Raw genomic sequence first — 14,041 nt, 5'->3', positions numbered from 1 at the left:
CAAGGTTTCTTGTGCTCGAATTGTGTCTTGCACAGGGATAGACAGAACGCTGCCGCTCTATCCTTTCACACCATCTCTCATCCATTTCGCGGTCAAAGTATCCGCTTCGAGCATCTCTTGCGGCGTGCCTTCAAACAGCACTTCGCCGCCTTTTTTGCCGCCGCTTGGGCCCATTTCGATGACCCAGTCGCTCGCTGCGATCAAGTTCAGGTTGTGCTCGATGAGGATGACCGAATTGCCTTTGTCGACGAGTGCTTGAAAGACGTCCAACAGATGGGCATTGTCTCGGGTATGCAAACCGAGTGACGGTTCGTCCAATAAATAGATCTGCCCTTCTTTTTTCAGGTGGCTCGCGAGCTTCAAACGCTGCACTTCGCCTCCGCTTAACGAGCCCGTCGTTTGCCCAAGTGTCAGATAGCCTAAGCCGACATCTTTTAACGTATCCACTTTTTTGACGATTTTGGGCATTTCCAAATACTCATTCGTTTCGTCGATCGTCAACTCCAAAATTTCCACAATGTTTTTTCCTTTATATCGGTAAGACAAAGCTTCATCTGAATACCTCATGCCCTTGCATGCTTCACAAGTCACCGTCACGGGATCCGCAAAAGCGACGTTCGGCGTGGTGATGCCTTTGCCTTCACATACCGGGCAGGCGCCCAGTGAATTAAAGCTGAACAAGCCCGCCGGCTGTCCGGTTTGTTTTGCGAGAATCGACCGGATGTCACTCATGATGCCCATGTACGTTGCGAGCGTCGAACGGCTGGACGTGCCGATGCTGCCTTGGCCGACCGCAATCGTTTCAGGATAATTGCCGGTAAATGCGCCAAACATCAACGAGCTTTTTCCCGAACCTGAAACGCCGCACACCGAGACGAGGGCATTCTGTGGAATTTCCACGCTGATATTTTTCAAATTATTATCCGATGCATTTTTGATCGAAAACGTGTTTTCAGCTGTTCTCGGCTGTTCATTCACCGTTACGGTGTGGTCCAAATCCGTGATGGCGGAAGCTTTCTTCAAGCCTTCCTGCCCGCCTTGATAGACCACTTCACCGCCGCTTCTGCCTGCGCCCGGCCCCATTTCAATGATTTCATCCGCTGTCTTGATGACCGCCAGATTGTGTTCGATGACGACGACGGTATTGTAATTGTCCCGCAAACTTTCCAGCATATGCGTCAACATATTGATTTCTTCGGGATGCAAACCGGCGCTCGGCTCGTCAAAAATATAGGTGATGTTATTGAGGCTGCTGCCGAGGTGGCGTGCGATTTTCACGCGTTGCGCTTCCCCGCCGGACAAAGTGCCCATTTTGCGCGACAAGCTCAAATAGCTGAGCCCCAAACCGACCAGCTGCTTTACGCTCGGATGCGCTTGCTGTGCAATCGACTTGCCGATCGGGTCGTCGATTTTCTCCAGTTCACCAAGCAGTTCCGTCAATTCCAAACGGGCATAATTGGCGATGTTCAAGCCGTTGATTTTGCACTCCAGCACTCTCGGATTGAGTCCAGAACCTTCACAAACCGGGCACGGGGTACGCGTCGTCAACGCCAAGACGTCTTCCTGGGAGACGATTTTCAGTTTCGTCAGGTCCCGGTTGATGTACAAGCGAATAAACCTCGGAAGCAGACCGTCCCACTCGATTTCGCGATCGCCTTCTTTGTAATAATAAGTGCTAAATGCACGTTCTCCTTCCGGCGGACCGTATACGAGCAGATTGTACTTTTCTTCCGTGAAATCTTTGATGGGGAGATCGGGATCGAACAATCCGCCGTCCCTCATCCATCTGCCTTGCCAACCAGGAGGCGCAAGCGGCTTGAAGCGCACCGCGGACTCCCGGATTGATTTCGTGTGGTCGATCAGCTTGTGAATATCCGGCGTCACGACTTCCCCGAAGCCATTGCATTCCGGACAGTTGCCGAACGAACTTTCACTCGAAAATTCAGTCGCCGAACCGATCGGCGGACTGCCGATTCTCGAGAACAGCAGCCGGATCAACGGGTCGATGTCCATATACGTGCCGACCGTCGAACGGGAATTGCCTCTGACCGGCTTTTGTTCCACGACCACCACTGGGCTCAAATGCTGCATCAAGTCGGCATGCGGCCGCTCGTATCTAGGCATCTGATGGCGGATGTACAGTGGATAGTTCAAGGTCATCTGCCTTCTGCTTTCTGTCGCCAAGGTATCGAAGACGACCGAACTTTTCCCCGAACCCGACAAGCCGGTAAAGACGTTGATCTTCTCTTTCGGGATATTCAAATCGATATTCTTCAAATTGTTTTCGCGAAGCCCTCGCAATATGATTTCATCTCTTTTTTCTGGCATGTTAACATTCTCCTTTTCCAATCCAATCAAGGGATTACGCTACTATATAGAAGCATTCCCTGTTTCGGGCCGGTTCACACAAACAGTTTGTCCCTGTGCGCACACGATTCATCGAAATACACCAAAAAAGACGCATCCGCCAGCGCGGATGCGTCAAATTGTGTGATGCACAGGGACGTTCTGTCACCAAAATGTTGCTACACCGAGGAACGGGACCTCCGAATTGTGTCTTGCACAGGGACATCGCTACCCAAATGCCACCGCCGCTTTCTTCCTTTTTGGAAACACCAGTCGCCAGCCGATTCCTACAGCAAGCAATAACACCACGAGATACACATAAATACCGTAATCGAAAGCATTCGCGAGGAAATGTGCGCCGATAAAGGCGCCGGTGATCAATGTCAGAAGCAGCATCTTCGCACCGCCTGATTCTTGGGCAAATTCGAAGGAAGTGGAGAATGGAAATTCACCTTCGTTCACTATTCTGTAAGTGATTAATATTTGTAGAAGACCGCCAAGCAACACCGCTGCCAAATCCGGGAGAATTCTAGCCGAGAAAATCCAGAGGAAGATCACGGACAAGAACACAAAAACCGGCACATACATTTTCACGATAAAGGCTTTCAAGGTGCCGCTATAGGCACTTGATGCCTGTTCAATCGGCGCCGCCCTGAACAGCCAGCTGCCTTTATAGCCTTCCGAAAATTTCAGCATGAATACGACGCTCGGAATGATGACATTGCAGAAATAGATGAACATGAACATATTGCCGCCTGAAATCTCTTCCAAGCCGCCGTCCACCGAATAGGTGAAAATGAAGAGAAACGGGAAAAACAACGACATCCCGAGCACCGGGAACACCTTCAGTTTGAATTCACGTTCTTTTTTCATCATCGATGCAGCGAAACGGTAAAATACGCGTTCTTCATTCGAACGGCATAACCATTTAGCGCCCGCCTCGTCCAGCCAATTCCTCGATTTCTTACGGGTTTTCGTGTCGCTCAACAGCTTTTCAAGATTGCGTTCAAACGACGGCATCAGTTTGGCATAGCCGAAAATGGCGATGACCGGCACCAGCACCGCGAGCACCGTGAACGCGATGAAATGACTCGACGAATTGCCATTCAAGAATACTTCAAATGGCGCCCCGTACCAAAGCGGCGGAATGAGGAAATGCCACCAGCTGAACGCGTACGCCATGTTCAAATCAACAAATTCAAACGACCGGATCAACACCTGATAGCCCACGACCACTCCGACCGACAGCAAAATCTGAACGTAATTGATGATGTCTTTCAACTTCTCCCCGTCGAAGAAGCGCAAGATGAATAAATACAGCAAGGACGTCAAGACGACGACCAATAAAATCGTCAACACGAGTTCAAACAGGAAAATCAATGAAAAGACAATGCCGTGCCGGAACAAGCCGACCAGAAACGGAATTGTCGTAAAAGCACCGGCGACAAAGGTCATATAAATCATGATGTGGACGATTTTCGCCGCCGCGATAGTCTGTTTATTCACCGGCTTGGTCTGGATGATGTTCTTATCCCGAATATCCAATAGCACGACGGAAAAATCGGAAATCATCGATGTCATCAAGATGAATAGGATCATGCCAAAAACGAGGCTCAATTGATACATATAGTTTTCCCCGAGCAATAAAAACGGGATCAAGATCAAACTGTAAAGCCCGTAGACCCACAACGACTTCAAGAACTGGTTGCCCTCTTTCTTCTTTTTGCCGTTATCGCCGAAAATCGTCGGCACGCGCCGCTCGTCCATCGTCAATTTGATTTGCAGTATTTTTTCCATCACCGCATAATCAACGCCAAATCGGGTGAAAATACCCTTAAATGCGCCAAGGAATTTCAAGGATTGGAATTCACGCATACTCCTCGTCTCCCTGGACGATCGACACAAAATCCTTGGCCTTGCTGCGGTGCTCGGTAAAGCCGGTCAATTGATTGAAAATCCCGGAAAGCGAGCCTTCCTCACTCATTTCCTTCAGTTCTTCAAACGTCGCATCCGCTACCACTTCCCCTTTTACCAGCAGAACGATGCGGTTGCTGATTTTCTCCACGAGGTCCATGATATGTGACGAATAAAAAATCGTTTTCCCTTGAGCCGCCAATTGCGCCAGGATTTCCTGGATGACCATCATACTATTGGCATCAAGCCCACTGAGCGGCTCATCCCAAAACAATAAATCCGGGTCATGAAGCAAGCTCGCGATGATCAGCACTTTTTGCTTCATGCCTTTTGAAAATGAAGACAGCCGGGAATGGCCGACATCCCGCAATTCGAATTGCCCCAGCAGCCGCTCTGCTTTCGACTGCGCAGCGTCCCGGTCCATGCCATACAGTTCTCCGGTAAACACCAAATACTCCATCGCCGTCAGATTATCGTAGGCTTCCGCATTTTCCGGAACATAACCGATTTTCTTTTTGTAAGATGGATCGCCGGACGAAATATCCTGCCCGAAAATCACCACTTGCCCCTGGTAATCATCGATCAGCCCGAGCATGATTTTCACGGTCGTGCTTTTGCCCGCACCGTTTGGCCCGATGTAACCGATGATTTCGCCTCTCGCCACTTCAAGATTGATTCCATTCAATACTTTTTTGCCACCATAATTCATCGTCAGATTGTGAATTGTTAGCACCTTATCGTTTTCTCTAGTCATCTAAAAACCCCTCACGCTAATTATGTGTTTATTCTAACATTCAACTAAAGTGATTTGGGAGTTTTTACCGATTTAATGGAAATCGACTTGAATTGTGTGGTGCACAGGGGCACTTACATGACGAAAGCCTGGCAGTATAAGCTTTTCACCTGCTAAATTGTGCCGTGCACAGGGACACTCGACACGAATGATATACTAAAAATACAGAAATTCTACGCAAAGGAGATAGTGGCTGGATATGATGCGATCCTTTCAATTCGCTGGCAGTCGAATAGTAAAAACCGGGTTGGCCATCTTTTTGACTGCCACGATTTGTCTATGGTTTAACTGGCCGCCTGTCTTTGCGGTCATCACAGCGATCGTGACAATCGAACCGACCGTCAGTGATTCGATAAAAAAAGGGTTGGTCCGCTTCCCTGCTTCGGCTATCGGTTCAGCCTTTGCCGTGTTCTTTATCACCTTGTTCGGGAATTCCCCGATTACCTATACGCTTGCCGCAGTCGCCACGATCCTGGTCTGTTTCCGGCTCAATCTACATGCCGGCTTGCTGGTTGCGACATTAACCTCTGTCGCGATGGTGGAAGTCATCCATGACAATTTCCTGTTCTCGTTCTTCATCCGTTTAGGGACGACAACAATCGGCCTGGTCGTCTCGACCGCCGTCAATATGCTTGTGTTCCCGCCAAATTACAGCACCGCTATCTTAAAAAGCATCCACGGTATCAGCGGGCGTGCCGGAAGCATGCTTGAACATACTTTCCGCACTATCCTCTTCGACGGAGATGCAAATCTTCAGGAAGATCAAAAGATCGTGAAGCAGCTGACGACCGAAATCCGTAAGACCGAGAAACTGGTACATTTTCAACGCGACGAAGCGAGCCTATACCCTTGGGTCCGCAACCGCGAAGCCGAACTTCAAATGGCGGAACGGCAATTGCTGTTTCTCGATAACTTCGAATACCACTTGAATGCTTTGCTTCGCGCCCCGTTCCAACAAATCCAGTGGACAAAAGCCGAGCGGGAAATCATTATGGATGCCGTTATGGCACTTGCAGACGACTTGCGGCATTCCATCAATTTCGATCACGAAAAACACCAAGCGCAATTGAAAAGCATCACCAATCTGTTTTGGGAAAACAGTAAACGTGTGCCAGCAGATGACGCACTTCACCCAACTCTGTTCCCTCCAGAATTCACGATTCTATACGAACTCATCACCATCTACGATTTGGTCGATAAATTTTTCGATCCGAATAGCGTAAAAGCCGTGCAGGAAGCAGAACAATCATAAGAAATGAAAAAAGGCCGTGGCGGAATTTCGCCATGGCTTTTTCGATTGAATTGTGTGGCGCACAGGGACAGAGCCACTATCTATCCCGATTCGTCACCTTATACGTTTCGCCCTTGCTGTCATACGTGATCCATTCGCCTACCGGTTCGCCTTGTTCAAAATGGCCTGAGCGTTTCAATGTCCCGTCAGCCCGGTACCATTCCCAGTAACCCTCTGGCTCCCCGTCAACGATTTTTCCTTTCGACCATATCGTTTTTCCATTGGCGTGGTACTTGATCGTATAGCCATCGATCACTTCGAGCTTCTTTTCCTTCACGCCCTTTGGTTTCACCACATCACATTTTTCCTCGTCCATGATTGCTTCCACTCCTCCCGGATGATTGAATTGTGTCACGCACAGGGACGCATCGCACCCGAAATGCCTCCACTGCAGCTATTTCACTCCCGAAATTGTGTCTTGCACAGGGACACAACCACACTACATCATCGTCGCAAACCACAATCCAAGCGTCGTGCCGATATAGTTGCCGATCACATAGCCAATCGTCCCGACCACCAAAATCGGTCCGATCAGTTCGCGCCAGCCTTTGGCGATCGCCATTGCAGCCGCGGTTGTCGGGCCGCCGACGTTGGCGTTAACGACCAATAAAATCTCTTCCAGGTCGTACTTCAGTAATTTCCCGGCCGTCAGCGATACCGTCAAGTTGACGATCACAATGACCGCGACAAAGACCAACAATAGCGGTGCGTTTTGGACGATCAACGGAATGGACGCCGGAATACCGATGACCACGAAGAATAAATAAATCAAGAAGGTCCCGATTTCCTGGCTGCCGTTGATGCCATCGAAATAACGCGGGAACAAGGCGAGCGCAAGGAATGTCAAAGTCGTCAGCACCAAATACTGGTCGCCGATCAAGCCGCTTAGCAAGTTCCAGCCGAACCCGACTTCTTCTCCGGACGGAATGATGCCGGCAAAAAACTCAGCGATCTTCGTCGCAACCACCACGAGGAAAAACGCCGTCCCGAGTGACATGGCGATATCTTTCAAGGAAATATCCTGGCGCTTCCAGAAGTTTTCGGCGTTGGTCTTGCCGCCGTTCGCGCCAGCTTCCCGCTCCACTTGCGTAACATGCGGATGCGGGTAGGTTTTCCGGAAGAAACCGAATGTCGGAATCGCCATCAACGTGATGAACACGAGCGCCATCATCAAATTATCCGCAACGACCGCAGCGGACACCAAATCTTCCGGCGCTTCAAACTTCGCCGTCATCGCCGCAAAGTTAACACCGCCTCCGACATAAGAGGCGCTCATCATGCCGCCGATACGGTCGAGAAACGGAATCGTGTCTTTTAACAAGAAGAAGCTGAGGATCGTCCCGGCGACCGTCCCGATCGAACTGATCAGGAAAATCAGCAGCATGCGACCACTTTCCTTCCAGATCTTCTTGAAGTTCACATGGAACAACAACAGCGGGATTGCGAGCGGCACGATAAACGCCCACACCGCATCATACGCAGGCGACGCCGTCGGGATAATCCCGATATTCGATAAGATGATGGCAGAAACGAGCGCAATGACAGCGCCGGAAATCTTCCCAGCCCAGCTGTACTTCTGCTCGAGCACAATGCTCATCGCCGCGACGATAACGATGATGCCCCATAATGTCAGCAGATCATCTGCCTGGATTAATGAATTCTCCATATGTATTCTCCCTTCGCTCGCTGCACCTCAAGTCTTCCTGACTCGTGCGCACAAGCTGTGTTTAAATTGAAATCTTCATCTTCCAGTATCCTATTATTGTCAGATTATGTCGAGTAGTCTTGCAATTAAGCACATACTTCTGCTCTAACGCAGAAAAGGCCGTGCCGGAAACTCAGCAGTTCCCGGCACGGCCTTTTCACGTTTAAATTGTGTCACGCACAGGGACATCCAAGATCTGAAACCCTGCTATTTCAACAATCTCGTCCCTGGAATTGTGTGATGCACAGGGACAACTAAGAAAAGCGGAAAACTAAAGCTCCATACCCAACGCGATCCGAATATGCGCCAGATGATGCTCTTCGTGCCAGGATAGCTTCGCGAGGTTTTCAGCGACGCGAACCTCCCCGTCTGTTTCGTGGATGAAGACGCGCTCCAATTGCGTGCCTGTCACATAGTTCCCGAGCGCGACAATCCGCTCGTTCAGCCCTTCAAGTATGCGGATCGAACTTTCCACCGGCAGGCGATTATCCGGCAGATACGCCCATTTGTCCTGGTCGAACTCAGACACGGTCGGCTGGTATTCCGTCAATGCCATTTTCAGGCGCTGATAGAGAGACAATTGCGAATCCGCAATATGGTGCACGAGCTGCCGGACTGTCCAGCTGCCTTCTCGATAAGTCTTGTTCAAGTCCTCATCTTTCAAGGAATCCACCACTTCGCGAAGCCGCGTCGTGTAGCTATTGATTTCCCTGAGCCAATTGTTGACATCTTCATTCGTTACTTGTTCCGGAACTTGCATGTGCCCAATCGGAAATTTCACGTCCATTTGTTTAACCCCTTTTTATCTGTATTTGTTGAATGATATATTTCCAACAGTCCTATCAACATACCATTTTAAACCAGAAAATAACCAAGTTTGCCCCAAATCCAAAATCCCGGCTTGCAGTCGAAACAGCGAACGCGACATCCTCCTTACTTAGTGGCGATATAATCCTCCTTGTTAAACTGGCCCGCTTTTTTCATAAACGACAGCGTAGTTCCCGGCCATAGCGTCGAATTTCTGCCGGTTTGATCGAGATACCAGCTGCGGCAGCCTCCGGAAGTCCAGACTGTTCCTTTCATCAATCGATCCGTTTCTTCAACAAACCGCTCTTGAGCGCCCACTTTCGGCTCAATCATTTCGAGCCGCCTGCGCTTCATGTACTTCAACGCATTCAGCAGATGATTCACTTGCGCTTCGATCATAAGAATAACCGACGTATGCCCAAGCCCTGTGTTCGGCCCTTGAATCAGAAATAAATTCGGAAAGCCGGTAATGGTGGTGCCGAGATATGCTTTCGGACTGCCATTCCATTCTTCTTTCAACGAATGTCCTGCCCGGCCGTAAATGTGCCGAGCAATCGGGAACTCCGTGACCTGGAATCCGGTGCCGAAAATGATGCTGTCTACTGGAATGCGCTTGCCCTGTGCATCGATGACGGCATCTTCCACAACTTTTGTTATGCCGGTCGTATGCACTTCTACATTCGATTCTGCCAGTGCAGGATAATAGCTATTCGACAGCAAGATCCGCTTGCAGCCAATCCGGTAATCAGGCGTCAGTTTCGCTCTCAAAGCCGGATCTTTGATTGCTTCGTTCATATGTTTGACGGCTAGCTTCTCTACCGCTTTCAACCAGTTTGGATGACGGAAACCGAAAACCATCGCCTCACGTTTCGTGTAAATGTTCAACCGCGCCATTTTCTGAAGAACGGGGAACCTGCGATAGGCTTGCTGTCGCTCGGCCTTGATGGCTTTATCTTGTTGCGGAATGACCCAAGCCGGCGTGCGCTGAAACACGTGGAGAAGCCCCGCTTGCGGCTGGATATGCGGAATGAATTGAATAGCGGAAGCACCCGTGCCGACAACTGCGATGCGTTTTTCTGCCGGGTCGAAATCCGCCGGCCACTGCGCCGAATGAAACACCTCGCCCTGAAACCGTTCGATACCTTCAAGTTCAGGAATGGAAGGTTGGCTGAGCGCCCCTACCGCGCCTACCACGATATCGGCAGCAAATTCCCCCATGTTCGTCTGGATCAGCCATTCGCGGGTCGGCTCATCCCAATCCAAGCGCTGGACTTCGTGATGAAAACAGATATGACGCATGAGCCCGAACTCAGCCGCGCATTTTTGCAGATAGCTTTGGATTTCGGCTTGGGGCGAAAATTTCCGGCTCCAGCCAGGATTCGGAGCGAATGACAGCGAGTAGAGATGCGACTCCACATCGCATGCACAACCCGGATACTGGTTGTCCCGCCAAACGCCGCCCACATCATGGCCGCGCTCCAAAATAAGCAGATCGCGCTCGCCTTGTTGCAAGAGGCGCGCGGCGGCTGCAATGCCGGAAAATCCGGTACCGATCACGATGATTTTGGCTTTTCGGATTCTCTTTGCCTGATGTTGACGTTCCATCTTCATCTCCCCCTCCAAACAATCGCTATCAGCCTTTTAAATGATTCTATTCATTTCAGTACATCACTTAACTGTCCCTTTATTTAACGGAATATCCTAACCCATAACAAAGAACTCCCGAAATTCGGGAATTGCACTCCATCAGTTTTCTTGTTCTGCACAAAATCATGCTACTATAAAGTCAAAATATCATTCATTCTGCACCTTAATGAAAGGCGGCGATGAGGATGGTCAGGGAAAAGAAGCCACGGTTTGTTCTCGGTTTGATGACAGTCGCATCCATCGTCTCGATTTCTCTCTTGTTGCAAGCTGCCGCCGACCCATTCCTGAACAGCATTGTCATGCTGCTCGTTTTCTATATCGTCCTGCCGGGATGGATTTGCAGCTATTACTTCCAAAAGCGCGGCGTAAAACTGCGCCAGGTCGTCTTCTTCCGCGGCATCGCCCGCTGGCTGCTGCCGATTGCCGGGCTTACGTTCTTGCTTATGGTGTTTTCCATGAGCATTTATTGGCTATTGCTGCGCGGGCTCATGGCGACAGCGCCTGCCCTCGTAAATCTCTTCCTCACCCCGCAGCCCCTCCCCGATATCGTTTGGTACTTGGCCGCGACCGGTTTCATCGTCGCCATCGTTGCGCCGATCGCCGAAGAATTCGTCTTCCGCGGCGTCATTTTGAATCAGCTGATGGATGTATTCGGCTTATGGAAAGGCATCGGCATCACGAGCCTGATCTTCGCTGTCTTTCACCTTAATTTTTTCGGCGCCTTCCTGTTCGCGGTCATCGCGTCCATCCTGTATGTCAAAACCGGCAATTTGCTGGCGCCCATTTTGCTGCATAGCGCCAACAACACACTCGCCGTGTACCAAGCCTTCGCCAACACCTCATTTATGGAATGGCTGACGGTGACGAGCGTCAACGACCTGTATACTAAAGCCGCGCCGAACCTCATTGCGCTGATTGCCAGCACGGTTCTTCAAAGTAGGCACTACAGAATAAAAAAATGCCCTCGCTATTCAAAGCGCAGGACACAGCTCATTATGAACAAACGCACATCTCATTCTTTCCTCACAAAATAAACCTGCTCACCCGGCAGCTCCAAGCAATTCAATTGCCCGCCATACACCGCGCCTCCGTCGATGCCGATGATGCGGTTGTCGCCAAAATAAACGCTCGTATCATTCGACCCTCTCAGATTAAACGTCGGCGTGTGACCAAAGACGATTTTCTTATCGCCTGCGTAGCCTCGATGAAATTCATCGCGGATCCACATTAATAAATAAGGATCTGTCTCTTCAACCGGAATGCCCGGCTGAACGCCTGCGTGCACGAAGATATAGCCATCCGTTTCATAGTAATAATCCGTATCCTTTAAAAACTCGATATGCTCCCAAAATAGCTCTGTTACCGGAAGCTTCATGCCTTCTATGGAAGAATCATAACGTGGATCAATACCGGCACGAGCGTCGGCGTCGTCGCGAGCGGCCCTGTCGCATTGGCATTTGCTGAACAGTGGCGTTGGGGCTATGTGCTGTTTGCTCTGCTCGCCTTTCTGACATTTTGGTGGAATGCGCGTTCGATCGATCGCCCGAAACAGGAGCCGGAAGAATCCACCGGCAGCCAGTTCAAACTGAGCCTGCTCGGCCAAGCGCGCTTTATGATTCTCGCGGCAATCGGCATCGGCTTCAGTTCCTCCATTTACTGGACCTTTTCACGAAGCTACCTGACCGAAGCACACGATTTCTCGGTAACGGAAAGCATGGTCTTCTGGATCGTCATGGGCGCTGCCGGCATCATCGGCGGCATCGCCGGGACCATCATTCAACGCCTCGGGCTCGGCTGGTCTTACCGCCTGGGCGTGATAGTCGTGACCGCGTCACTTGTCACCTTGACCATCCAGCACTCTGCCGCCATTTTCCTATCAGCGATTTTATTCGGCATTTCATTCATTTTCATGACCGGCTTATTCATCGTCTGGGGCACACGCCATTTCCCGGATACGCCTTCTGTCGGCGTGAGCTTGTCGTTCTTCTCGCTCGGCATCGGACAGTCGCTCGGGTCGATCGCGGCAGGTGTCTTGATCGACGGCATGTCCTACCCGATCGCCTTTCTGTCATTCGCGGCGATTGGCCTGCTGTTTATTTTCATTAAAACGACTGCCCATCCGATTTCTGCACAGGAAACCGCTGGGCAGCCGAGTAAATCTGTTTAGGTAATAAAAACGGGAAAGGTGCTTCGTCGGCATCTTTCCCGTTTTTTATTTGGAAGGAATCCACCGATTTAAAGAGAATGGATATGAACCATCACTATTCACAAGAAAGGAGACTTTTTCATGGAGAATAATCAATTACTCCGCATGGACAATGTCGGCATCGTGGTCGAATCATTGGATGACGCCATCGCGTTCTTCGAAGAAATCGGCCTGCAGCTAGAAGGCCAGGGCATGATCGAAGGCGAATGGGCTGGCCGCGTCACGGGACTTGGCGACCAGCAAGTAGAGATTGCGATGATGGTGACCCCCGACGGCCATAGCCGGATTGAATTATCGCGCTTTCTCAAACCGACTGTTATTGCAGATCACCGCATGGCACCGGTCAATGCGCTCGGATACTTGCGCGTCATGTTCACGGTCAGTGACATTGATGAAATGATCGCCCGGCTCACGACACACGGAGCCCAGCTCGTCGGCGAAGTCGTGCAGTACGAAAACGCGTACCGGCTCTGCTATATCCGTGGACCTGAAGGGATTCTCATCGGTCTCGCGGAACCACTCGGGAATAAATAAATGTGACTCTGTTATTATTCGTTGCGATTTACAATGAAGCGGGTATACAAGAGGCAACTAACCATTCGGGAGGAATCCGCCATGAAGAAAATTTGGCTTCCACTGTTTCTGGCATTCGGGTTATTCGCTGCGCTTCCCCTGTCCTTTGATTCGGCTACTGCCGCAAGCCATGGATCTGCCGCAACAGAAGACCAGCTGCCCGAAAACCTCGAGAACCTTATGGATATCGCCCCGGAGCATCAATTCACGCTGCGCCAAGGCAGCAACCGCATTGAAGTGAAACTGCTCCAATGGACATTGAACGACTATGGATTGAAGACGGAAGTCGATGGCATCTTCGGGCCAAAGACCGACCGAAACGTCCGGCAATACCAGCAAGATAAAGGCCTCGTAGTCGACGGCATCGTTAGCATGAATACATGGGTCGCCATTTATGCCGAACACCAACCACCTGCCGACGACAATGAACTGCCCGCCAGGCTGAAGAATTTGATGGCGATCGCACCGGAGCATCAGTTCATCCTTCGTGAAGGCAGCAAACGCATCGAAGTGGAACTGCTCCAATGGACATTGAACGAGTACGGACTGAATACTTCGGTCGATGGCATCTTCGGGCCGGAAACCAAGCGGAACGTCCGGCAATACCAGGCGGATAAAGGCTTGAAAGTCGATGGCATTGTCGGCGTCAATACGTGGACGGCACTGTACGGAGAATATTAGAAAACATGCTCGCCAAAAGAATAAGACCTGCCAATCCGTATATTCGGATCGGCAGGTCTTATTGTATTTTCTAGAACG

General features: G+C 50.4%; 12 protein-coding genes and 1 pseudogene. 5 read left to right on the top strand and 8 right to left on the bottom strand.

The window, feature by feature from the left end; translation table 11 throughout:
- Window positions 1-57: 57 nt before the first annotated feature.
- From CW734_RS04820 to CW734_RS04810, 3 genes are all read right to left on the bottom strand, one after another.
- Complete coding sequence (locus CW734_RS04820; RefSeq protein WP_101189662.1) at window positions 58-2,328, bottom strand: excinuclease ABC subunit UvrA; 2,271 nt, start codon at window positions 2,326-2,328, stop codon at window positions 58-60.
- Window positions 2,329-2,574: 246 nt separating this feature from the next.
- The gene (locus CW734_RS04815; RefSeq protein ID WP_101189661.1) at window positions 2,575-4,221 is read right to left on the bottom strand and encodes a hypothetical protein; all 1,647 of its coding nucleotides are present in this window, start codon (window positions 4,219-4,221) and stop codon (window positions 2,575-2,577) included.
- Window positions 4,214-5,014 (bottom strand): ABC transporter ATP-binding protein, encoded by an 801-nt coding sequence (locus CW734_RS04810; protein ID WP_101189660.1) that lies wholly within the window; start codon window positions 5,012-5,014, stop codon window positions 4,214-4,216. The genes CW734_RS04815 and CW734_RS04810 overlap by 8 nt, the downstream gene beginning before the upstream one ends.
- A gap of 241 nt (window positions 5,015-5,255) precedes the next feature.
- On the opposite strand from CW734_RS04810, the gene CW734_RS04805 reads away from it, so the two are divergent.
- A complete protein-coding gene (locus CW734_RS04805) occupies window positions 5,256-6,305 on the top strand; it encodes an aromatic acid exporter family protein (protein ID WP_101192139.1) in 1,050 nt (349 codons plus the stop codon).
- Window positions 6,306-6,381: 76 nt separating this feature from the next.
- Here CW734_RS04805 and CW734_RS04800 read toward each other — a convergent pair whose 3' ends face one another.
- From CW734_RS04800 to CW734_RS04785, 4 genes are all read right to left on the bottom strand, one after another.
- Entirely contained in the window at window positions 6,382-6,660 is a 279-nt protein-coding gene (locus tag CW734_RS04800) for a toxin-antitoxin system YwqK family antitoxin (protein ID WP_101189659.1), read from the bottom strand.
- Window positions 6,661-6,783: 123 nt separating this feature from the next.
- A complete protein-coding gene (locus tag CW734_RS04795) occupies window positions 6,784-8,010 on the bottom strand; it encodes a DUF819 family protein (RefSeq protein ID WP_101189658.1) in 1,227 nt (408 codons plus the stop codon).
- A gap of 310 nt (window positions 8,011-8,320) precedes the next feature.
- Complete coding sequence (locus CW734_RS04790) at window positions 8,321-8,836, bottom strand: YfiT family bacillithiol transferase (protein WP_101189657.1); 516 nt, start codon at window positions 8,834-8,836, stop codon at window positions 8,321-8,323.
- 146 nt (window positions 8,837-8,982) lie between these two features.
- Window positions 8,983-10,461 (bottom strand): flavin-containing monooxygenase, encoded by a 1,479-nt coding sequence (locus tag CW734_RS04785; protein ID WP_101189656.1) that lies wholly within the window; start codon window positions 10,459-10,461, stop codon window positions 8,983-8,985.
- Window positions 10,462-10,688: 227 nt separating this feature from the next.
- On the opposite strand from CW734_RS04785, the gene CW734_RS04780 reads away from it, so the two are divergent.
- Entirely contained in the window at window positions 10,689-11,537 is an 849-nt protein-coding gene (locus CW734_RS04780) for a CPBP family intramembrane glutamic endopeptidase (protein ID WP_157824120.1), read from the top strand.
- Here CW734_RS04780 and CW734_RS04775 read toward each other — a convergent pair.
- Window positions 11,516-11,848 (bottom strand): annotated as a pseudogene (locus tag CW734_RS04775) (serine/threonine protein phosphatase); the annotation flags it as partial. The gene CW734_RS04780 and the pseudogene CW734_RS04775 sit on opposite strands and share 22 nt — an antisense overlap.
- A gap of 45 nt (window positions 11,849-11,893) precedes the next feature.
- Between CW734_RS04775 and CW734_RS04770 the strand changes: the two are divergent.
- The 3 genes from CW734_RS04770 (at window position 11,894) to CW734_RS04760 (ending at window position 13,963) form a co-directional block, all read left to right on the top strand.
- Complete coding sequence (locus tag CW734_RS04770; RefSeq protein WP_101189654.1) at window positions 11,894-12,670, top strand: MFS transporter; 777 nt, start codon at window positions 11,894-11,896, stop codon at window positions 12,668-12,670.
- 120 nt (window positions 12,671-12,790) lie between these two features.
- Window positions 12,791-13,243: a VOC family protein gene (locus CW734_RS04765; RefSeq protein WP_101189653.1), complete on the top strand. Its 453-nt coding sequence runs from the start codon at window positions 12,791-12,793 to the stop codon at window positions 13,241-13,243.
- Window positions 13,244-13,324: 81 nt separating this feature from the next.
- Window positions 13,325-13,963, top strand: a complete 639-nt coding sequence (locus CW734_RS04760) for a peptidoglycan-binding domain-containing protein (RefSeq protein ID WP_180956278.1) — start codon at window positions 13,325-13,327, stop codon at window positions 13,961-13,963.
- The last annotated feature ends 78 nt before the right edge of the window (window positions 13,964-14,041 follow it).

This window comes from Planococcus sp. MB-3u-03 (assembly GCF_002833405.1).
Lineage (GTDB): Bacteria > Bacillota > Bacilli > Bacillales_A > Planococcaceae > Planococcus.
Note: the sequence above shows the minus strand (reverse complement) of the source record. Positions and strands in the feature narration are given on the sequence as shown.